Here is a 21,262-nt window from a genome sequence, read left to right as displayed (position 1 = left end):
GCCTAGCCTCCCGAGCTTCCGCCGCTTTTGGAACTGCTGCCAAAGCCGCCCCGGCTGACCGTACCGCCCTTGGTGCTGTATCCCGTGGACGACTTGGCCCCCGCAGGCACATTCTTGGTGTAGCTGGGGTAGGAGCTGCGGTTCTGCCCCACGGCAGGCACGCTGGCCCCCCTGGAGTAGAAGTACCAGGCGTAGACGGCTGAACTGCGGCCGGCCGAGCTGCTGTTGTCGCACTGGTTGTCGTCGACGCGTTCGCCGGTCTCCTCGTTGAAACAAACCTGGGCGTAGTCAGCCTCCTGCTCGTTGCTGGCCACGATGGCGGTAATGGTTCCAGCCAGCAGGGCAGTGACGCCCAAACCCACCACCACGGTGCGGCGCTGCGAACGCTTCTTCTTCTTTGCGGCCGCAGCAGCGTCGCGTTCGCGCTCCTTGGCAAAGGGGTCCACCACGGGCAGGGGCTGGCCGGGAGATGGCGTGGCGGGGGTGTCCTGGCGGGAGGCTGCCGGGCGCTTCTTGCCCTGCTTCTTGTCTTGTTGATTTCCCTCCGGGCTGCCTTCTACAGGCGTGAACAGCTCAGGGTGGAGTTCCGGCTTGGGCACCTGCCAAGGTGGGGGCTTGGGCGGATTGTTGGCCGCACCAAAGTCGCCGTTGTTGTCCCTGCCGCTGCCGTTGGTGCCGGACGCGTCAGGGCTGTCTTTCGGGCCCATGTGTATCCCCCTGGATAGACCGTAGATGTGTCCGGCGCCACGCCGGACCAGAATGCTCAGAGCAAGCCTAGTCGCTGTGCGGGGTACAGGCACGGGTGGCAGGCCAAATGGGGAGAACTGCCCACCCTGGGAACATGCAAGGATGTAGCCATGGCGGCCCCTGAGACACACAGCAACGGCGACGACGGCGTGTTGCTGCGGCTTCCGCCGGTTCGGGGCATCGGCCAAGGCCGTGTGATCACCGGCCTGGTTTTGGCACTCGTGCTGCCACCCGTCGTCGAAGTTTTGGTCACCGTCCTCAATTTCCGCAACTTCGCCATGATTATGCTCCTGCAGTTGGCCGTTGCGGTAGCCGTTGCCGCCATCGGTGGCCTGTGGCCGGCTGTGGTCGCCGCCGTCTTGGGCAGCTTCCTCCTGAACTACTTTTCTGCGGACCCGATTGGTTCCCTGTCCATCGCAGACCCCACCACGTTGTTCACCCTGGTGGTGTTCCTTGCCGTGGCTTGCGGAGTTGCGCTCGCAGTGGGCCTTGCCAGCCGCCGGGCCCAGGAAGCGGCACGATCCGGGGCCGAGGCAACGGCCCTCAGCGAGCTGGCGCTGCGAATCCTGAGCTCCGACGGAAGCCTGGAATCGTTCCTTGAAAAGGTCCGAAGCAATCTGGGCATGGAAGCGGTGACGTTGCTGGGCACCACGAACCTCGCTGCGGCAGCCCCCGGAACACAACCGGAATGGCGCGCCCTTGCCAGCGCTGGCCCCAATCCGCCGGTGACCCATGCAGCCGCAGACCATGCCGCCGTCGTCGACCCCCACTACACGCTGTTGCTTCGCGGCGGTCCGCTGACCGCGCAACACCAGCGCCTGCTGGCTGCGTTTGGTGCCTTTGTGGTGGCCGTGCGGGAGCGGCAGCAACTGGTGAAGAGCAGGCGCGACAATGTACGGCTGGCCGAGGGCAACAAGATGCGGACATCCATCCTGCGCGCTGTCTCGCATGACCTGCGCACGCCGTTGGCCGGCATCAAGCTCGCCGTCAGCAGCCTGCGCCAGGAGGACGTGAACTTTCCACCCGACGTCGAGCGGGAATTGCTGGAGACCATCGAGGACTATGCGGACCGTTTGGATCATCTGGTGGACAACCTCCTGGACATGTCCCGCATCACGGCCGACGCCGTCAATCCGTTGCTGGCAGGAATTGTGTGGGCCGATGTGCTGCCCCAAGCTTTGCGTGGTGTTCCCGTGGACCGGCTGCGGAACGAACTGCCGCCCAACCTTCCGCCGGTTCAAGCCGACGCCGGCATGCTGGAACGCGTGGTGGCCAACATCGTGGAGAACGCCGTGAAGTACGCGCCCGACTCGGATGTTGTCCTGACCGCCCGGGCCGGAGCCGGCATCACCTTGGGCGACCGGCCCGCCAGCGAACTGCGGATCGTGGACCACGGCCGGGGAATGGGACACGAAGAAGTCCTCACCATGTTCCAGCCCTTCCAGCGCTTCGGGGATTCTCCGTCGCCCGCAGGTGGAGGCAGCACTGGCGGCGGGATTGGCTTGGGCCTGGCCGTTGCAAAGGGATTCAGCGAAGCCATGGGAGGCAGGCTCGCAGCGGAGCCGACGCCGGGCGGCGGCTTGACCATGGTGGTCACCTTGCCGCTGTGGACAGGTGACCCGGAATGACGCTGGTACTCATTGTCGAGGACGAAGCCCGTATTGCCCGGGCCATGCAGGTCACCCTTCAGGCCCATGGATACCAGGCCCTGACGGTGGGAAACGGTGCAGACGCCCTGAACGCGGCCGCGAAGCAACCCGTCAACATCGTGGTCCTGGACCTGGGGCTGCCGGACATGGACGGAGTGGAGATCATCCGCCGCATCCGCGGCTGGAGCAGCATGCCCATCATCGTTTTGTCGGCCCGGCACGCGTCGGAGGACAAGGTGGAAGCGCTCGACGCCGGTGCGGACGACTACGTGACCAAGCCTTTCGGTTTGGATGAGCTGCTTGCGCGGCTGCGGGTTGCCTCGCGTCGCGTTGTCACCGAGACCGAGGAACCCACGCTGGCGACTGCGGACTTCATTGTGGACCTGGCCGGGAAGAAGATCGTGAAGGACGGCTCGGAAGTCCGGCTGACGCCTACGGAATGGAACATCCTGGAGTTGTTGGTCCGCAACAAGGGCAAGCTGGTCAGCCAGCAGCAGATCCTGACCCAGGTTTGGGGGCAGGCCTATGCCAAGGAAACCCAGTACCTGCGCGTCTACATAGCCCAGCTGCGGCGAAAGCTGGAGCGGGATCCGGCCGAGCCCCGGCATCTGCACACGGAAGCGGGGATGGGCTACCGGTTCGATCCTTAGCCCGGGCTGTGGTGATCCGTAGACTGTAGCCATGAACACCGCATCCCTCCTTGCCGTCTGCCGTGTCCACCAGTTGTTGCCTGATCCTGGCAGCGTCGGCGTCACTGCCATTGACAAGCGTCCTGTCGAGGGCCCGGTCAAGGTTCACAAGCTCGGAATCCATGGCGATGTGCAGGCCAGCCGGATTGATCACGGTGGGGAAGACCAGGCCGTGTACGCGTACTCGCAGGCGGACGCTGACTACTGGTCCGGCGAGCTGCAGCGCGAGGTTCCGGCGGGTCTCTTCGGAGAGAACCTGCGCGTGGCCGGCATTGAAACCACGCATGCGGTCATCGGGGAGCGGTGGAAGATCGGCCTGGACGTGGAGCTGGAGGTCACGTCCCCGCGTGTTCCTTGTGCAACGTTCCAGCGGGTGCTGGGGGAGCCGCAGTGGGTAAAGCGTTTCACGCAGGCCGGCCGTGTTGGCACCTACCTCAGGGTGATCAAGACGGGCACCATCTCCGCGGGTGACCATATCCACCGCACGTTCGTGCCCAAGCACGGAATCACCGTGGGCCAGTGGTTCAGCGAGCCCACCCCGGAACTGGTCCAGGTTCTGCTGGACGCCGAGGCTGACGGAGAGATCCGCCTGCAGGATGAGTACCACTCGAAGTTTGAAAAGCTCCTCCGGCGAAACGGGCTCTAGGAGTCCCGGAAACCCCTCAGTACCCCCTCAGAGACAAGTGTGAACAAGCTCACCCGGCCATCTTGGTCCCTGAAGTCGCGGTGACTGCGGTCCGTACCTTACACTTGAAATATCCCCCACTCCGGAAATCCCTTTATCCTGCCCAATTCTTGAGGCAGGACTGGTAAGTGTTGGGGCCCGCAAATGTGTGCGGGCATTTTCATAGGGAGAGCCGGCTAAAGAAAACGCTGTACAGACTGCTGGGATAGCAGCCAAGAGATGCAGCGGGAAGTCCTGCCATGGGATTGCGATAGCGCCGGACTTCTTGCGAAAGCAGGGCACCTATTTCCCTGTCTCTTCGCGACGAGTACTGCGGCCAAGCCCAACCGGGCCGCGCCGACTGCCCTATGGATGAGGAATTTCCCCCTATGACCGAAAATCTCAACGAAACCTTCGACGCCCAGACCGCTGACTCCGCTGTTGCAGCCGAGGCCACCGCACCCGCCGAAGCTGAAGCACCGGCCGCTGCCGCTGCCCCCGTCGAGACTGTTGCAGCTGAGACTGCAGCCCCCACCTTCACCGAAGCTCCTGCCCCCAAGGCGGAAGAAGAGGAAGAAGAAGGCGTCCGCTTCGTCGATCTTGGCATCGACGGTCGCGTTCTGGCCGCCCTGCAGGACGTCGGCTACGAAAAGCCGTCTCCCATCCAGGCTGCCACCATCCCCCTGCTGCTCGAAGGCCGCGACGTCGTTGGCCTGGCCCAGACCGGTACCGGCAAGACCGCAGCATTCGCTGTTCCGGCCCTGTCCCGCCTGGCTGAGCTCCACGACCTCAACGGCCCGTCCCGCAAGACCCAGGCCTTGGTCCTGGCTCCGACGCGTGAACTGGCCCTCCAGGTTGCCGAGGCCTTCACCTCATACGCCAAGCACATCGACGACTTCACCGTCCTCCCGGTCTATGGTGGCTCGGCCTACGGCCCGCAGCTCGCCGGCCTGCGCCGCGGTGCACAGGTTGTTGTCGGTACCCCCGGCCGCGTGATCGACCACATCGCCAAGGGTTCCCTGGACCTGTCCGAACTCCAGTACCTGGTACTGGACGAAGCTGACGAGATGCTGCGCATGGGCTTCGCCGATGACGTGGAGCAGATCTTCCAGCAGACCCCGGAGACCCGCCAGGTTGCACTGTTCTCTGCCACCATGCCGGGCCAGATCCGCCGCATGTCCAAGCAGTACCTGAACAACCCTGCTGAAATCTCGGTGAAGTCCAAGACCACCACCGGTGCCAACACCAAGCAGCGTTACCTTCAGGTCATGGGCCCGCACAAGCTGGACGCCCTGACCCGCATCCTCGAGGTTGAAGAGTTCGACGGCGTTATCGCCTTCGTGCGCACCAAGATGGCCACCGAGGACCTTGCCGACAAGCTGAAGTCACGCGGCTTCCAGGCTGCCGCCATCAACGGCGACATCCCGCAGCAGCAGCGCGAACGCACCGTCGACGCCCTGAAGGAAGGCCGCATCGACATCCTGGTTGCTACCGACGTCGCAGCCCGTGGCCTTGACGTTGAGCGCATCAGCCACGTCATCAACTACGACATTCCCCACGACACCGAGTCCTACGTGCACCGCATTGGCCGTACCGGCCGTGCAGGCCGTTCGGGTGACGCCATCCTCTTCATGACGCCGCGTGAGAAGTACTTGCTGCGTTCCATCGAAAAGGCAACGCGCCAGCCGGTGGAGCAGATGCACCTCCCGACTGCCGAGACGGTCAACACGTTGCGCCTGGGCAAGTTCGCCGAGCGCATCACCGAGACCCTCGCGTCCGAGGATGTCGCAGCATTCCGCGACCTCATCTCCTCCTACGAGGAAGAGCACAACGTTCCGGCTTCCGAGATCGCTGCAGCCTTGGCCGTCATGGCCCAGGGTGGTCAGCCCTTGTTGGTCAAGGAACTGCCTGCCGCTCCTGAGTACCAGAAGCGTGAGCGCTCCAAAGACGGCTTCGGTTCCCGTGGCCCGACCCGTGCGCTCACCGAGGGCAACGCTACCTACCGGATCGCCGTCGGACGCCGTCAGCGCGTCATGCCGGGTTCCATCGTTGGCGCCATTGCCAACGAAGGTGGCATTTCCTCCGCACAAATCGGTGGCATCGACATTCGCTCGGACCACTCCTTGGTGGAGCTTCCGGCAGACCTGAGCCCCGAGCAGCTGCGCGCACTGTCCCGCACCCGCATCGGTGGCGAGCTGATCCACCTTGAGCTGGACAACGGCCGCAAGCCGAACAGCGAGCGTGGCGGCTACCAGGGCGGTGGACGCGGTGGCTATGGCGACCGCGAGAACCGCGGTGGCGGCAACTTCAAGGGCAGCGGCGGTTTCAAGAAGGACTTCCGCAAGTCCGACGGCGAGCGTTCTTCCGCTGACCGTGGCGGCCGCTCGTACAGCGACCGCTCCGAGCGCACGGCAGGCAGCTACGGCGACCGCGATCGCGGCCAGGCCAGCGGCTCACGCTTCGGTGGCCACGGCGACGGTGCCCGCAAGCCCCGCACCGGCGGCGAAGGCAGCAACCGCGACTTCAACCGCAAGGGCAAGTGGTAAACACACGCCAAGTGGTCAACACTAGGTAGTTCCCATCAGGGGGTCGGCTTTCGGGCCGGCCCCCTGAGGCGTTTAACGGGGTTACGTGCGGCTGCGCCCCGCCGTACCATCAAGGTGCCGGCCAAGTGGCTGGGAAGCGGAACGCAGGAGGATGCTCCATGGGATTGCTGGACAACTTGAAGAAGAACCTCGGTTTCGGCGATAAGGATCACAGCGTCCCTGCTGCTCCCGAAACCGGCCCAGTGGACACTGCCGCAAGCCAAGCGGCTGAGGACGCAGCCGCCGTCGAGGTTGCAACGTTGGACCGCAGCGCCGCTGAGGCGGCGGCCGCACAGGCGGCGGCCCAGCAGGAAGCTGCGGACGTTGCCGGGGTGCAGGCAGCCCGGCAGGTGGAGGCTGACGTTGACGGCGCGCAGGAGGCGCAGGCGGCTCAGGAAGCCCACGAGGCCACCCCTGGGGCCCCTGCAGAGGGCGGCGGGACCGCAGCGGCGGCTCCACGGGTCACGGAGGTTGTGGTGGAGCCAGGGGACACTATGGGTGGGATCGCCGCACAGTTCGGCGTGGACCTCGGTGCACTGATCGCGAGCAACGCAGATACGGTCCCTAACCCGGACCTGATCTATCCCGGACAGGTGCTTCGGCTGCCCTGATTTTCTCCGTTTGTAGATCAGGAAATGGGCGTCTTTGCAAATTGTGTCGACGCCGTTTTTCCGCGTTCTTTCGCCGATTTGTAGCTTCTGAAAACGTCCGGTAGAGTATTTACTCGTTGCCCCCCTAGCTCAGTGGTAGAGCGCGTTCTTGGTAAGAACGAGGTCACCGGATCGATTCCGGTGGGGGGCTCTGGATGAGGGCCTGTGTCAAGGCGGTTTTGACCGGCTTGACACAGGTTTTTCTCATTCGTGGCGGTGTAGCTCAGTTGGTTAGAGCGCACGACTCATAATCGTGAGGTCGGGAGATCGAGCCTCCCCACCGCTACAGAGCAAAACCCCGCAGATTCTGTCTGCGGGGTTTTTCCGTTTCTTGGGACAGAATGGGTCAATGAGCCGAATCGCAATCATTGGCGGCCACGGCAAAGTGGCCCTGCATCTGTCCCGCATCCTGAGTGGCGAAGGTCACGACGTCACCTCCTTCATCCGAAATCCCGATCATGTGGCAGATGTCACGGACACGGGCGCCTCTGCTGAGGTGCTGGATGTAGAAAACTCGACGACGGCGGAACTCGCCCAAGCGCTCAAGGGCCACGACGCCGTGGTCTGGTCAGCCGGTGCCGGCGGAGGGAACCCCGCCAGGACGTACGCCGTGGACCGGGACGCAGCCATCCGCTCCATGGATGCGGCAGCCGAAGCCCAGGTAACGCGGTATGTCATGGTGTCCTACCTTGGTGCTTCCACGGACCATGGGGTCCCGGAGGACAACCCGTTCTTCGCCTACGCAGAGGCCAAGGCTGCTGCTGACGAATACCTGCGGGGTACCGACCTCGACTGGACCATTCTGGGCCCCGGAACCCTGACCGATGAACCGGCTACCGGCTTGATTGAGACCGATCCTGCCAACCCGGGCAACGGTACGCAGACTTCGCGGGCCAACGTGGCGCTCGTGACGGCGGCAGTCCTGGAGCTGCCGGAGACCGTCCACCGCACCATCGCCTTCAAAGATGGAGCCGAGGACGTGGTGGACGCCCTCACGGCCGAGTAGCCAGGGCCGGCAGTGCCGGGATCCCGGGATATGTTGGTAGGGAACTTTTTCGGCTTTGCCCGGGGGAGAGCTCTACAACATCTGGGGAAGCAGGAACATGGATCAGTTGGCGCTCATTGTCGGGTTGCTGCTTGCAACAGTGGTGGCAGTGGGTTTGGGGGACCGGCTCCGGCTTCCATATCCGGTGCTGATGCTGCTCTTGGCTGTTGCGCTGACCTTCATTCCGGGTTTCCCCGAATTTGAGATCTCCCCTGAACTGATCCTGCCGATCTTCCTTCCGCCCCTGCTGTTCGCAACCGCGCAGAAGAGCTCGTGGGCGGTCTTCAGGGTGCGATGGCGGACATTGCTGCTCCTGGCCGTGGCGTTGGTGGTGGTCTCCACGGCCGTTGTGGCCGGAGCTGCCTGGCTCATGATCCCGGGCATCGGAATTCCCGCCGCTATCGCCTTGGGCGCCATGGTGGCCCCGCCGGACCCTGTGGCCGTCGAATCCGTAGCTGGCCGTGTCCACATGCCCCGACGCCTCATCACAGTCCTCCAGAGCGAAGGTCTCTTCAACGATGCCGCGGCCATCGTGATCTTCCAGGCCGCTGTGGCCGCCACGATGTCCGGCAAGGAAGTGGGCCCGGAAGTCATTCCCCAGTTCGTGATCGGTGCAGCCCTGGCCGTGGTGATCGGCATTGCGATGGGTTGGCTGACCAAATTCATCACCACACTGGTTGCCTCCATGGTGGCCCGAAGCGCGGTCACCTTGGTGGTGCCGTTCGCGGCCTACATCCTCGCGGAAGAGCTGCACGCCTCAGGTGTGGTGGCCGTCGTCGTTACCGCCTTGGAGCTGCAGCGCCATACGCGGCCGCAGGACGCCGCTGAACGCATCACGCGGACGGCCTTCTGGGACGTGGTGGAGTTGCTCGCCACGGGCTTGGCCTTTGGACTGGTGGGCCTGGAGATCCGCCACGTCATCCGCGACGAGGGAACGGCCATTTTTGGGATGATCGGCATGGCCGTGGTGATCTGCATCCTGGTATTCGTGGTCCGATTCCTGTGGTTGGCGCTGCTGTCCTTGTCTGCGCGCAGGCGGGGGAACCTCCTGCCCACGTCCCCAAAGGAAGTGTTGATCCTGACGTGGTGCGGCATGCGCGGGCTGGCGACGTTGGCCCTTGCCTTGGCCCTTCCCATGACCTTGCCGGATGGCAGCGACTTCCCGGCGCGGCACGAGATCCTGGTGATCGCCTGCGCCGTTCTTCTGGCGACGCTGGTCCTCCCCGGCCTCACGTTGCCGTGGCTCATGCGCGTCCTGAAGGCCACGGAGGATGGTTCGCACGAGCAGGATGCCGCCAAGCTCCTGGCCAAGCGTGCCCAGTCCGCGGCGGTGGCTGCGCTCAAGGATCATGACCTCATGAAGGAACTTCCGCCTGAGAAAGTAGCGCTGGTCAAGGAGAAAATGCGCCGCCTGCATGCGGAGCTGTTGGATGGCACGCTGCAGAACGAGTCGGCCTCTGAGAAGCGAAAGCGGGGACGGGAGCTGTCCATCGCCGTCCAGACCATCGCCCTCGACGCTGCCCGCCAAGAGGTGGTGGCGGCCCGCAACGAACCCGGCACTGATCCGGAAGTGGCGGATCGCGTCCTCCGTCAGCTGGACCTCCGCACCATGTCCATGCCGGACTAGCCGGCGGCCTCGTGCTTTCGTAGTGAGGCCGGGTAGAGGTCCAAGGCATGCTCTTCGACGTAGTCCAGTGCATGGCGGATGGCTCCGAGGGACACAATGCCATCGCCCAGGACGGATGTTGCCAGCCGCGGGGGAGTGAAGGTGAAGTCTGCCAACTGCTTCTCGATGTCCGGGAGCAAGGCGTGGACGGACGCTGCGACACCACCGGCAATGACCACCAGCTCAGGGTTGACCAGCGTGCTGATCGAGCCGATGACTCGGGCCATGCGGTGTGCCACGCGATCAAGGGCGATGCGGGCGGCACGGTCATCGTCTGCTGCCGCCTTGAAAACCATCTCCGCCGTCAGGGCTGCGGGGTCTCCGCCGCAGAGTGTCCCCAAGGAACTGGTGGCGTCGTTGGCCAGAGCTTCCCGCCCCCACAGCGAGGCGTAATGGGCGATGCCGTAGGTGTCGCCAACTCCGTCCACGTTGTCCAGGTAACCCAGTTCGCCAAAGCCGCCCACTTGTCCATGGAGCAAACGGCCGGACTCGAGGATGCCCGATCCCAGGCGATCCCCGGCGAGCATCACCACCAGGTTGTCGACGCCCTGAGCTGTACCCTGCCACCTCTCCGCAAGGGCTGCTAAGTTGGCGTCGTTCTCGAGGAGTACCTGCCAACCGTGCCGCTCGGACACAATCCTGCGGACATCGAAGGATTTCCAGAACTCCTGGGCCGTGAGCACCTCGCCGTCGCGGCTGACGGGTGCGGCAACACCAACCGAAACTGCCAGGACGGAGTCGGCCGTGACGCCGGCTTTTTCCAGGGCATCCGCCGCGATCCGGTCCAGCACGTCGGCACGCTCATCTGCAGGGACGTTGAAGGTCCGGAAAGGCATGGTGGTCTGCGTCAAGGTGGTTCCGGCCATGTCGGCCACAATCGCGGTGATCTTGTTCGCGCCGATGTCGATTCCGATTACGCTGGCGGCACTGTCATCGAAGATGAAGCGACGCGCAGGCCTGCCCTTGACGTAGTCTCCTGTGCCTCGCTGGTTTTCCAGTTCCTGGAGCCATCCGAGCTGCACGAGCTCATCGCAGATCGAAATGACGGTGGCCCTCGAGAGTCCAGTGGACGCCATCAGTTCCGTGCCGGTGACCACGCCTGCTCCGCGCATGGCCTTCAGCATTGCACCCGCATTAACCCTGCGTACAAGCTGTGTTGACGGCGCAGTCCCGATCAGCATTCGTGCTCCCAATTGTTCAGTGGTCCATCGGAACGATAGGACGGTCTCTCTAAATTTAGTCCATAAATTTAGATGACGACGCATTTGCTCCAAAGCTTGACCCTGTGGCGCGAATCACTCACCATAGTTAGCGATAGGTCGTAAATTTATCTCCTATCTAAACTTCGGATGGCGTGTTCTGACCGCCGCACGATGGAAATGCGGCCACTGAGGTCCGCGCGACGAAAGGGCTACGGTGTCCGTGAAAATGACACGCGGGAAACGCTTCGCAGCTATGGGTTTGGGATTGGCACTGCTGGCCGGCCTCCTCTCAGGCTGCACCGGGGAGTCGGGCAAAGAGACAATCCGTTTTACGTTCAGCAAGAGGGAAGCAATCGGCTTCATGACCAAACTCGTCGCTGACTACAACGCTTCGCAGGACGAAACCGAAGTGGTCCTGGACACTTCAGGCGTGGACGTCGTGTCCGCGAGCTTCGTCCGCGGCAATCCGCCGGACATCGCACTGGCCAACTACAACATGGAGACATCCCGCTTTGTGCAGCGCGGAGCGTTGAGTGACTTGTCCGGCACGAACGCCGCATCCACTATCCGCGAGGACCTTCAGCCGCTTATGGACCAGTACGGTTCGTATCCCGGGCGCACCAGTGCCCTGCCTTACTCGGTGATGGCGTCCTCGGTGATCTACAACAAGGAGATTTTCGCCAAGCACGGCGTGGTGGTGCCCACTACTTGGAGCGAACTGATCGCAGCGTGCGAAAAGCTGAAGGCTGCTGGAGTGACGCCGTTCTACGCGACGTGGAAGGATGACTGGACCATCGCCCAGGGGTGGTTCGACTACTCCGTCGGTGGTCAGGTGGACACCATCGATTTCTTCAAGAAGCTTGACGCTGAAGGCGTGAATGTAGGGCAGGACTCGGCGGTGTCGTTCGAGAAGGACTTCGACCAGCCCGTGGAGAAGATGCTGACCCTTGCCAAGGGCTACGTCAATAAGGATGCTGCAAGCCGGGCCTACGGCGACGGCAACCTTGCATTCTCGAAAGGGGAGGCTGCCATGTACCTGCAGGGTCCGTGGGCCTTCAGTGAGATCGCCAAGACAGCTCCGGACCTCAACCTTGGAACCTTTCCGTTGCCCATGACCGAGGACCCGGAAGACTTGCGCGTCCGAGTCAACGTGGACCTCGCGGCCTGGATCCCGGAGGCCTCCAAGCACAAGGACGCGGCCCGGGACTTCCTCGAGTACCTGTACCAGCCCGAGGTAATTGAGGCCTACAACCAGTCGCAACTGGGCTTCACGCCCACCAAGGATGCCGCTGGCGTGCCCGATCCCCGGATCCAAGGGATGGTGAAGTACTACGACGCCGGAGACGTTTACCAGGGCCCCTCGGTGCTGGTGCCGCGCACGATTCCGATCATGAACTACACGCAGGCGATCGTCTTCGGCGCGGCCCCTGCAACCACCCTTCGCACACTCGACGCAGATTGGGCGCGCCTGGCGTTCCGCCAGTAGTGCAGAACCAGGGAGTAAAAACCATGTCAACCATCACCACGCCCTCCTCCACGTCCGCTGTGGCCCCCCAAAAGCAACGAGCCAGGCGCCGGGTGGAACCGATCTTCTACTTTTTCCTGGTTCCCAGCCTTGTCCTGTTCACCCTGGCCATCACGATTCCGGGCATCATAGGGATCTTCTTCAGCTTCACCAATTCCATTGGAATCGGTGACTGGGACTTTGTGGGCCTGACCAACTACATCGCCATCTTCAGTGATCCCGCCATCCTGCAGAGTTACCTGTTCACCTTCGGTTTCTCCATCGTGACGGTGATTGCGGTCAACGTGGTGGCATTCCTCCTCGCCGTCGGGCTGACTTCACGCATTCGGATGAAGTCGGCGCTGCGAACCGTCTTTGTCATTCCCATGGTGGTTTCCGGCATCATCATCGCGTACGTCTTCAACTTCCTGTTTTCGAACTCGTTGCCCTCCCTCGGAGCCGCGGCCGGGATCCCCTGGCTGGAAAGCAGCCTCCTTGCCAATCCAGACCTCGCGTGGGTTGCCGTCGTGCTCGTCACGGCCTGGCAGGCTGTGCCCGGAGCGCTGCTCATCTACATTGCGGGCCTCGTCGCAGTGCCGGGGGACGTCTATGAGGCTGCGGAAATCGACGGCGCCAGCAAGTTTCAGCAACTGCTGAAGATCACGCTGCCGCTGGTCTCCGGCTACGTGGTGATCAACATCATTCTCGGTTTCAAGGGCTTCCTCAACGCCTACGACATCATCGTCGGCCTGACAAACGGTGGTCCCGGGACTTCAACAAGGAGCATCGCGATGACCGTCATCGCCGGCTTCAACGGCGGCGACTACGCCTACCAGATGGCCAATGCGACGATCTTCTTCGTGGTGGCCATCGTTATCTCTCTCGTACAGCTTTCGCTGACTCGCGGACGGAATGCACTCTGATGACCAACCAAGCAACCCTCGCCATCGACGGCTCTACCCGCGGGCAGGCCGTCACCACCGGAGCCGGCCGACGGCGATCCACACCCAAGGTGGAACGCGTCAACTGGTCGGCCACCACCATCCTCGTGCTGTGCGCGGTGACGGTGCTCCTGCCCCTGTACGTCACCGTCTCCATGGCATTCAAGACCCAAGGCCAGGCTGTGGACGGAAATGCCTTCTCCTTCCCGGCTCCCTTCAGCCTCGACGGTTTCGTCCAGGCCTGGACGCTGACCAACTTTCCTGTGGGCGCAGCGATGTCCTTGCTGGTGACCGCGGGGACCGTCCTGGCCACCATCGTCCTGGCCGCCTTCGCTTCCTACGCGATCGTGCGCAATTGGGAACGGCGACTGTTCCGGTATTCGTTCTTCTACCTCCTGGGGGCTATGTTCATTCCCTTCCCGGTGGTGGCCCTGCCACAGATCCAGCTCACAGGCCGCCTCGGCCTGGATAACCCGTTTGGTGTCATTCTCCTGGCCACCATGTTCCAACTGAGCTTCAGCGTGCTGCTCTTCACGGCATTCCTTCGCTCCATCCCCATGGAACTGGAAGAGAGTGCCAGGATCGACGGCGCTACCACGTGGCAGACCTTCTGGAAGCTGATCTTCCCGCTCCTGGCGCCAATGAGTGCAACCGTGGGGATCTTCGCCTTCCTCTACGCGTGGAATGACTTCATGATGCCTTCGCTGATCATTTCCGATCCTGCATTGCAGACGCTTCCCGTCAGGCAGAACCTGTTCCAAACCCAGTTCAGCAACAACTACCACGTGTCCTTCGCGTCTTACCTGATGGCGATGGCCCCCGCCATCATCGCGTACCTGTTCACGCAGAGGTGGGTCATGGCGGGCGTGACGCAGGGCGCCGTCAAGGGCTGACGTTGTTGACCTTCCGCGTCCAGCGTTTCATACTGGTCCGGAACATAAATTTAGATTCTAAATCAAAGGAGTTTCGTGAGCACTTCCGCCACCAAGGCACACCGTACCGACGCCCACCGCATGTCCGATCCGAACTGGTGGCGCCAGGCTGCTGTCTACCAGATCTACCCGCGCAGCTTCCATGACGCGAACGGCGACGGACTTGGCGACATCAAGGGCATCACTGAGAAAGTCCCGTATTTGAAGGAACTGGGAATCGACGCCGTCTGGCTGAGCCCGTTCTACCCCTCGGCGCTGGCTGACGGCGGCTACGACGTTGACGACTACCGCAACGTGGACCCGAAACTGGGGACATTGGAGGACTTCGACGAGATGGCCGCCGCCCTTCACGCCGCGGGAATCAAGATCGTGGTGGACATCGTCCCCAACCATTCCTCCGACCGCCACGAATGGTTTAAGGAAGCGCTGGCGTCGCCCAAGGGTTCGGCGGCACGCAACCGCTACATCTTCCGCGATGGCCGGGGAGAGAACGGCGAACTGCCGCCCTCCGACTGGGACTCCGTCTTCGGCGGACCCATCTGGGACCGCATCACCGAGCCTGACGGCACACCCGGCCAGTGGTACCTGCACATCTTCGCCAAGGAGCAGCCGGACTTCAACTGGGAGAACCCGGAGATTCGCGAGGACTTCCTGAAGACCCTTCGCTTCTGGTCCGACCGCGGCGTGGATGGCTTCCGTATCGACGTCGCCCACGGCATGGCAAAGGATCTTACCGAGCCGCTGCCCATGAAGGCGGACCTGGAAGCCAAGGCACACGGCACGGATGGCTTCACCGACGGTTCCCACCCGTTCTGGGACCGGGACGAAGTCCACGAGGTCTACGCCGATTGGCGCAAGCTCTTCAACGAGTACAACCCCCCGCGGACCGCTGTGGCCGAAGCCTGGGTCCACGAGTCCCGCCGTGCCCGCTACGCCAGCCCCGAAGGACTCGGCCAGGCGTTCAACTTCGACCTCCTGCAGTCCGATTTCGACGCCGCATCGTTCAAGCAGATCATCACGGACAACCTTGTGGCGGCCAAGGAATCGGGAGCGTCTTCCACCTGGGTCTTCTCCAACCACGACGTCGTCCGTCATGCAACCCGCTACGGCCTGCCCAAGGGCGGCTCCGTAGCGCAGGGAACCAACGCGGCGCAGGATGTCACCGGCGGAAAGCCCAAGGGCCAAGACGGCAAGGGCTGGCTGCTGGCCGGCGCGCCTGCTGATGAGCTCGACGTCGAACTCGGCTTGCGTCGTGCCCGCGCCGCAACGCTCTTGCTGCTGGCGCTTCCCGGTTCCGCTTACCTCTACCAAGGTGAGGAGTTGGGCCTGCGCGAAGTGTCGGAAATTCCCGATGCGGATCGGCAGGACCCGTCCTTCTTCCGCAATCCGGGCGTGGAGATCGGCCGTGACGGTTGCCGCGTGCCTTTGCCGTGGACAGCGGACGGCCCTTCCTTCGGGTTCGGTACCGGCGGGGCACACCTTCCGCAGCCTGAGTGGTTTGCGGAATATGCCGTAGCCAAGCAGGAAGGTATCAAGGGATCCACCCTGGAGCTCTACCGCGACGCGCTGCGCCTGCGCAACGAACTCCAGACAGATGAGGAGCTCGAGTGGGTGGAGACGGGTAACAAGGACGTGCTGCATTTCAGCCGCCCCGGTGGCTGGCACACCGTGACCAACTTCGGCAGCAACCCGGTGGAACTCCCGGAGGGGAACGTCGTGGTGGCCAGCGGCCCCCTGGAAGACGGCAAGTTGCCCTCCGACACCACCGCTTGGGTTGTCCGCAACTCCTAGCCACGTCGGGGAATACTGAAGTATGACTATCGCGAACGGGCGGGGACGCCTCATTTACGGCTGCATGGGACTTGGCGGTCCTTGGGACGGCACGTCCTACGGCGCAACCGAGATCGATCAGGCCGCTGCGGTGATTGCTGCCGCGCGGGGCATCGGGATCGAGTTGTTTGACCACGCGGACATTTACCGCAGTGGTAAGTCCGAGGCCGTCTTTGGTGAGGTCCTTGCCCGTTCGCACGGTTTGCGCGAGAAGATCCAGCTGCAGACCAAGTGCGGCATCAGGCTGGGAGAGCGCGGGCTGGCCACGCACTACGACCTCAGCCGCGAAGCCATTCTTGAACGGGTCAACGGGAGCCTGAAGCGGCTACAGACGGACTACGTGGACGTGCTGCTCCTGCACCGGCCCGATCCGTTGATGGACCCGCACGAGGTGGCGGACGCCGTCGGGCAGTTAATGACGGAAGGCAAAGTGCGGCAGTTGGGCGTGTCCAACATGTCCGGCGCGCAGATCGCCTTCCTGCAGGACGCCCTGGAGGTGCCCATCGTGGCGAACCAGCTGGAAATGAGTTTGCTTCGGAGGGACTGGCTGGAAGGCACTGTGCTGGTCAATCATGCGGAGGGCCTGGAGTACAGCTTCCCGCACGGGACCGTGGAGCATTGCATGGCCAAGGGAATTGAACTTCAGGCCTACGGTTCCTTGGCACAGGGCCGCTACACCGGGGCGAAGTCCGACGAGCTGTCACCGGCTGAGTCTGCGGCCGCGGCGATGCTGGAGCAGCTGGCGGGGGAGAAGGACACCACGCCGGAGGCTGTGCTGTTGGGCTGGCTGATGAAGCACCCCGCCCGGATTTCGCCGGTCGTTGGAACCACCAACTCTTCACGGATACAGGCATGCGCCGATGCCGCCGCCGTGGCTGCCACCATGTCCCGTGCCGAGTGGTACGGATTGTGGGTGGCGGCGCGGGGGAACAACATCCCCTGACGCTTGTTTTAACCCAACTGACTGACAGTAGTGGTTGGAATGAGGACTCATAACAACCACTACTGCCAGTCAGTTGGGTGACAACAGCAACACATACGCGCTCCTACGAAACTGCCACGGGCGCAACCACGGAGTACGTGCTCGAGTCGCCCTGGATTGCCTGGCTCGGCTTGCCGTCGATGCTGACCGGGATGTCGCCGGCAATGGTCACCCGGTTGAGCTTGCGCGGCTGGCCGTCGTAGTTGTCCGGTGCGTAGTGCTGGGTGATGCGGTTATCGAACAAGACCACCTGGTTGGGCTCCCAGTTCACCCGGACCACGTTCTCCGGACGTGTCACGTACGCCTGCAGCAGCCGAATGATGTCCTTGGACTCCGTGTTGGACAAGCCCACGATTCTGAGCCGCTGCGCGAAGCCCCCAATGAACAATCCGCGCTCGCCGGTCAAGGGGTGGACCCGCACCACAGGGTGGGCAGTTTCAAACTTCAGCCGCGTGAACTCCTTGCGGCGCTCCTCAGCGTTGGAATGCTCCAGGTTCTTGGGCACCGAGTAGTCGTAGTCGTTTGTGTGGATGGCCCACAAGCTGTCCGCGAAGGTGCGGAGCTCCTCCGGGAGGTCCTTGTACGCGCCCGCCGAGGACGCAATCAGGGTCTCGCCACCATACGCGGGCAGATCGATGCTGCGCAGCGTGGAAGCCTGTGGCGGGTTCACCACGAACGTGACATCCGTGTGCCAGTTGTTCGCCGAGCCGTTCTCGCTGTCCACGGGCAGGACGTTCTCTTCGCCTTCCACCGACGCCACCGTGGGGTGTGCCTTGGTGAGCGGGCCGAAGTGCGAGGCGAACTTCACCTGCGCTTCGTCGCTGAGAATGTTGGCCTCGCGGAACACGAGTGCCTTGTGTTCGTTGAGTGCCGCCCTGATCTGTGCGACCGTGTCTTGGCTGAGGTCGCCGCTGATGTCCAGCCCGCGGATTTCGGCACCGATGCGGGAGCCCAGTTTGGCGAACTCGAGTTTGGTTTCGGTAATGACGGTCATGATTCCTGTTCCTTACTTGTTGTGATGGTTGCGGCGGATGCCGCGGGGATGGTTCTAGGAGGCTGCGGCGCCAACGGCGGTCCGCCATCGGGAGAAGTGCCGCTCAAGGGCAACCAGGAGGAAGTTCACGCCGAGCCCCAGCAGGGAGACCGTGAGGATGCCTGCGTACATATCCGGGATGAGGAAGCTGCTCTGCGCGTTCACGATCAGGTAGCCCAGGCCGGCCTTGGCGCCCACCATTTCGGCGGCGATCAGTACCAGGATGGAGGCGGTGCCGGCCATGCGGATGCCCGTGAAGATCGTGGGTACTGCGGACGGAAGGATGACCTTCTGGAACAGCCGGACGCTGTTGAGTCCCAGCGACCGCGCAGCCCTGATGAGCAGCGGATCCACGGTCTTCACGCCGGCAATGGTGTTCAGGAGGACCGGGAAGAACGCAGCGTAGGCAACAATGCTGATCTTGGATTCCTCGCCGATGCCCAGCAACAAGGTGAACACCGGCAGCAAGGCAAGGGCCGCCGTATTGCGGAACAGCTCCAGCAGCGGGTTCAGGACCGAGTTCAGCCGTCCGTACCAGGCGATGAGAAGCCCCAGCGAGACACCGGCCACCAGCGCAGCACCGAACCCGGCAACCGAGCGCGTGAGGCTGGCAGCGATGTGCCCTTGGATGGTCCCTGCTTCGAAGAGCTTGCCCCAGGCCAGGAGTACTTCGTGCAGCGGCGGCAGGAACACCCGGGTGGACGGGCTGGCCAAGTACGTCGGCCCGAGCTCCCACAGCGCCAGGAACGCCAGGATGGCTGCGGACTTCCACAGTGCCGACCCCGCCACCGAGGTGACCCGCCGCACTGTGGCGAGGGCGGGCGTCGTGCGTTGCGTTTTTGACTCTTCGGTGACGGAAGGTTCGACGGCGGCACTCGGGTCTACCGGTCCGGCCGCCTTGGGTGCCGCTTGTGTTGGCGTGAGCGTGGTGGTCATCAGGCCGCGCTCCTTTCGGTGATGGTGGTGGCGGGCTCGTCCGGTGCGCTGCCGTCCGGGAGGATCTTGCGATGCCCTGCGTCTTGTGCGCGGCGGACCTCATCGTGCAGGAGCGTCCACACCTGGTGGCGGTGCTCAACGAAGGCAGGGTTTGAGCGGATGTCCTCGTCGCCGTCACGGTCGGGGATGGCGATGTCCACGATCTCCTTGAGCCGGCCAGGGCGGGCGCTCAACACGGCAACGCGCTCGCCGAGATACACGGCCTCGTCGATGCCGTGCGTGATGAAGACGATCGTTTTCCCCGTGGCCTTCCAGATCCGCAGGAGTTCGTCCTGCAACTGTTCGCGGGTCTGGGCGTCCAAGGCGGCAAAGGGTTCGTCCATGAGCAGGACATCCGGCTCGTAGGCCAGGCTGCGGGCAATGGCCACACGCTGCTTCATGCCACCGGACAATTCATGCGGGTAGCGGTCCTCAAAACCGGCCAATCCCACCAACGCCAAATATTCACTGGCTTTGGCGGCACGTTCGCGGCGGTTGAGCTTCTTGCCGTCGGGCCCCACTCCTTCGAGGCCGATCGAGACGTTAGCGGAGGCTGTGCGCCACGGGAACAGTGCGTACTGCTGGAAGACCACGGCGCGGTCCTTGCCCGGCCCGGTGACGGGCTTGCCGTCCACCAGGACTTCGCCGGAGGTCGGAGTGGACAACCCGGCGAGCAGGTCCAGAAGCGTGGTCTTGCCCGATCCACTGGGTCCCACCAGGGTGAGGAACTCACCGGAGCGGACGTCCAGGCTCAGCGAATCGATGGCGGTGAGCCGGGTGGCCGCAGTGTCCTTGGTGGCCCTGACCGTGAACTCCTTGGTGACGTTCCGGAGGCTGATTTTGGCTGTCATGACTATCCCTTCTTCGCCGCGGCGAGCTCGTTGAAGTCGTTGGTGTAGTACTTGGACGGAGTGAGCTTGTCCTTGACGATGCCGGCTGAGCTCAGCCAAGCCTCCCAGCGGGTGAAGTCCTGGTCCTGGATCACGCCGGAGTCCGGGACGCCGGGGCTCTTCCAGAACTTCAGGTTGGCTGTGCTCTCATTGCGTCCGCGGCTTTCGATGATCTTGGTGAAACGGGCAATGACTTCGTCGCGAGGAGTTTCCGCTGCCCACTTGATCGCCTTGGCCACGCCCGTGGTGAAGGTGCGGGTGGTGTTGGGGTTCTTCTCGATGAAGTCGTTGCGGAGCATAATCTGGCCTCCCGCGAACGTGCCGAACAGTTCCACATCGCTGAACAACGACCGCAGTCCGCCGGCCTCGATGGCCCTGTCCTGCAGCACTCCGCCGAGCGTTCCCGCATCCACCTGACCTCGACGGATGGCTTCCTCCGTGTCGTTGGGTGCCAGCGGTACCAGTTGGACCTGCTTGATCTCGTCCTGGCTGAGTCCGTTCTTGGTCAGCCAGGTGTTGATGACGGCTTCGTGGTGTGCGCCGAGGGTGTTGACCGCGATCTTCTTGCCGATCAGGTCACGCGGTTCCTTGATGGTGCTGTCCGCCTTGACGTAGTACCCGCTGAACGTCTTGTCGTCCGAACCGTAATAGTTGGTGACGGCCTTAACGGGAGCTCCCGCTTCGATGAGCTTGACCACCGCCCCGGAGAACGCGCCACCGAAGTCGGTTTGGTTGGTTGCCGCGGACTGGATGTCCTGGGGGCCGCTGGTGGTGTTGCCCACCCAGTTCAGCTTCAGGTCGCCCAGGTAACCCAGATCGGCTGCAAGTTCGGGGAACGTCACGTTGTTGGCTGAGCCTTGGTAACGGAGTTCCTTGACCTCGTTGCCGGCCTGGTTGGCTTGTCCGGCTTCGGCTGCACCGCCGCAGCCGGACACCGTCAGCGCTAGTACGACGGCGGCCGCGACGCTCAGGAGGGGCAGATGCAGTTTCATGGGAGCTACTTTCGATTGAAGAGTGGTGTGTTGGGTGGCCGGCCTATGCCAGGGCTGGGGGAACCTGTGCAACGGCTTGGGAACGATGAAAGCCCATTTCGACGGCGGGTGGGAAGCGATGGGGTAACGCCTGGAAACGCTGCGAAACAGCCCGACACGGGACGAAATCCAGGGAAATTCCCGGCAATCGGGGGACACAAGACGCCGCGTTGAGCTGTGTGAACAACAGCGACAGGTGGGTCGAAGATGACTGGCGAGTATCGTCGTCGGACGTTCATACTGCCGG

The 21,262-nt window shown here is 63.2% G+C and carries 18 protein-coding genes and 2 tRNA genes; 14 read left to right on the top strand and 6 right to left on the bottom strand.

Features of this window, described 5'->3' with window-relative positions; genetic code table 11:
• Positions 1 to 2: 2 nt before the first annotated feature.
• Positions 3 to 707: a Tat pathway signal protein gene (locus tag ACR30Z_RS03010; protein WP_434371162.1), complete on the bottom strand. Its 705-nt coding sequence runs from the start codon at positions 705 to 707 to the stop codon at positions 3 to 5.
• Between the two features lie 150 nt (positions 708 to 857).
• Between ACR30Z_RS03010 and ACR30Z_RS03005 the strand changes: the two genes are divergently transcribed.
• The 9 genes from ACR30Z_RS03005 to ACR30Z_RS02965 all read left to right on the top strand — a co-directional run bounded on the left by ACR30Z_RS03005 (position 858) and on the right by ACR30Z_RS02965 (position 9,656).
• Positions 858 to 2,375 carry a sensor histidine kinase gene (locus tag ACR30Z_RS03005; protein WP_434371161.1) on the top strand — a complete coding sequence of 506 codons (1,518 nt, stop codon included), beginning with the start codon at positions 858 to 860 and terminating at the stop codon, positions 2,373 to 2,375.
• Positions 2,372 to 3,046, top strand: a complete 675-nt coding sequence (locus ACR30Z_RS03000) for a response regulator (protein ID WP_434371160.1) — start codon at positions 2,372 to 2,374, stop codon at positions 3,044 to 3,046. The genes ACR30Z_RS03005 and ACR30Z_RS03000 overlap by 4 nt, the downstream gene beginning before the upstream one ends.
• Before the next feature lie 31 nt (positions 3,047 to 3,077).
• Positions 3,078 to 3,731: an MOSC domain-containing protein gene (locus tag ACR30Z_RS02995; RefSeq protein ID WP_434371159.1), complete on the top strand. Its 654-nt coding sequence runs from the start codon at positions 3,078 to 3,080 to the stop codon at positions 3,729 to 3,731.
• A 407-nt stretch (positions 3,732 to 4,138) separates the two neighbouring features.
• The gene (locus tag ACR30Z_RS02990) at positions 4,139 to 6,295 is read left to right on the top strand and encodes a DEAD/DEAH box helicase (RefSeq protein WP_144648649.1); all 2,157 of its coding nucleotides are present in this window, start codon (positions 4,139 to 4,141) and stop codon (positions 6,293 to 6,295) included.
• 158 nt (positions 6,296 to 6,453) lie between these two features.
• Positions 6,454 to 6,945 (top strand): LysM peptidoglycan-binding domain-containing protein, encoded by a 492-nt coding sequence (locus tag ACR30Z_RS02985; protein WP_144648648.1) that lies wholly within the window; start codon positions 6,454 to 6,456, stop codon positions 6,943 to 6,945.
• Positions 6,946 to 7,063: 118 nt separating this feature from the next.
• A tRNA-Thr gene (locus tag ACR30Z_RS02980) sits at positions 7,064 to 7,135 on the top strand.
• A 61-nt stretch (positions 7,136 to 7,196) separates the two neighbouring features.
• Positions 7,197 to 7,270 (top strand) — tRNA-Met (locus ACR30Z_RS02975).
• 63 nt (positions 7,271 to 7,333) lie between these two features.
• Positions 7,334 to 7,990 (top strand): NAD(P)-dependent oxidoreductase, encoded by a 657-nt coding sequence (locus ACR30Z_RS02970; protein WP_144648647.1) that lies wholly within the window; start codon positions 7,334 to 7,336, stop codon positions 7,988 to 7,990.
• Between the two features lie 97 nt (positions 7,991 to 8,087).
• The gene (locus ACR30Z_RS02965; RefSeq protein WP_434371158.1) at positions 8,088 to 9,656 is read left to right on the top strand and encodes a Na+/H+ antiporter; all 1,569 of its coding nucleotides are present in this window, start codon (positions 8,088 to 8,090) and stop codon (positions 9,654 to 9,656) included.
• Here the strand turns inward: ACR30Z_RS02965 and ACR30Z_RS02960 are convergent.
• On the bottom strand, positions 9,653 to 10,876 hold the full coding sequence (locus ACR30Z_RS02960) for an ROK family protein (protein ID WP_144648645.1): 1,224 nt from the start codon (positions 10,874 to 10,876) through the stop codon (positions 9,653 to 9,655). The genes ACR30Z_RS02965 and ACR30Z_RS02960 overlap by 4 nt on opposite strands.
• 247 nt (positions 10,877 to 11,123) lie before the next feature.
• Here ACR30Z_RS02960 and ACR30Z_RS02955 point away from each other — a divergent pair, with 247 nt between their 5' ends.
• The 5 genes from ACR30Z_RS02955 (at position 11,124) to ACR30Z_RS02935 (ending at position 17,047) form a co-directional block, all read left to right on the top strand.
• Entirely contained in the window at positions 11,124 to 12,383 is a 1,260-nt protein-coding gene (locus ACR30Z_RS02955) for an ABC transporter substrate-binding protein (protein ID WP_434371157.1), read from the top strand.
• Between the two features lie 23 nt (positions 12,384 to 12,406).
• Entirely contained in the window at positions 12,407 to 13,324 is a 918-nt protein-coding gene (locus tag ACR30Z_RS02950) for a carbohydrate ABC transporter permease (protein WP_434371156.1), read from the top strand.
• Positions 13,324 to 14,235: a carbohydrate ABC transporter permease gene (locus ACR30Z_RS02945; protein ID WP_434371155.1), complete on the top strand. Its 912-nt coding sequence runs from the start codon at positions 13,324 to 13,326 to the stop codon at positions 14,233 to 14,235. Before ACR30Z_RS02950 ends, ACR30Z_RS02945 begins: the two co-directional genes overlap by 1 nt.
• A 75-nt stretch (positions 14,236 to 14,310) precedes the next feature.
• The gene (locus ACR30Z_RS02940) at positions 14,311 to 16,065 is read left to right on the top strand and encodes a glycoside hydrolase family 13 protein (protein WP_434371154.1); all 1,755 of its coding nucleotides are present in this window, start codon (positions 14,311 to 14,313) and stop codon (positions 16,063 to 16,065) included.
• A 22-nt stretch (positions 16,066 to 16,087) separates the two neighbouring features.
• Positions 16,088 to 17,047: an aldo/keto reductase gene (locus tag ACR30Z_RS02935; protein WP_434371153.1), complete on the top strand. Its 960-nt coding sequence runs from the start codon at positions 16,088 to 16,090 to the stop codon at positions 17,045 to 17,047.
• 103 nt (positions 17,048 to 17,150) lie between these two features.
• Here the strand turns inward: ACR30Z_RS02935 and ACR30Z_RS02930 are convergent, their stop codons facing one another.
• From ACR30Z_RS02930 to ACR30Z_RS02915, 4 genes are read right to left on the bottom strand one after another with little or no spacing between them, the layout of a single operon-like run.
• Positions 17,151 to 18,080, bottom strand: coding sequence for a TauD/TfdA dioxygenase family protein (locus ACR30Z_RS02930; RefSeq protein ID WP_144648639.1), 930 nt, complete (start codon positions 18,078 to 18,080; stop codon positions 17,151 to 17,153).
• 54 nt (positions 18,081 to 18,134) lie between these two features.
• Positions 18,135 to 19,055 (bottom strand): ABC transporter permease, encoded by a 921-nt coding sequence (locus ACR30Z_RS02925; RefSeq protein ID WP_434371152.1) that lies wholly within the window; start codon positions 19,053 to 19,055, stop codon positions 18,135 to 18,137.
• A complete protein-coding gene (locus ACR30Z_RS02920) occupies positions 19,055 to 19,945 on the bottom strand; it encodes an ABC transporter ATP-binding protein (protein ID WP_144648637.1) in 891 nt (296 codons plus the stop codon). Before ACR30Z_RS02920 ends, ACR30Z_RS02925 begins: the two co-directional genes overlap by 1 nt.
• 2 nt (positions 19,946 to 19,947) lie before the next feature.
• On the bottom strand, positions 19,948 to 20,976 hold the full coding sequence (locus ACR30Z_RS02915) for an ABC transporter substrate-binding protein (RefSeq protein ID WP_434371151.1): 1,029 nt from the start codon (positions 20,974 to 20,976) through the stop codon (positions 19,948 to 19,950).
• Positions 20,977 to 21,262: the final 286 nt, after the last annotated feature.

It is taken from the genome of Paenarthrobacter sp. FR1 (assembly GCF_051106045.1).
GTDB classification, from domain to species: domain Bacteria; phylum Actinomycetota; class Actinomycetes; order Actinomycetales; family Micrococcaceae; genus Arthrobacter; species Arthrobacter nitroguajacolicus_A.
Note: the sequence above shows the minus strand (reverse complement) of the source record. Positions and strands in the feature narration are given on the sequence as shown.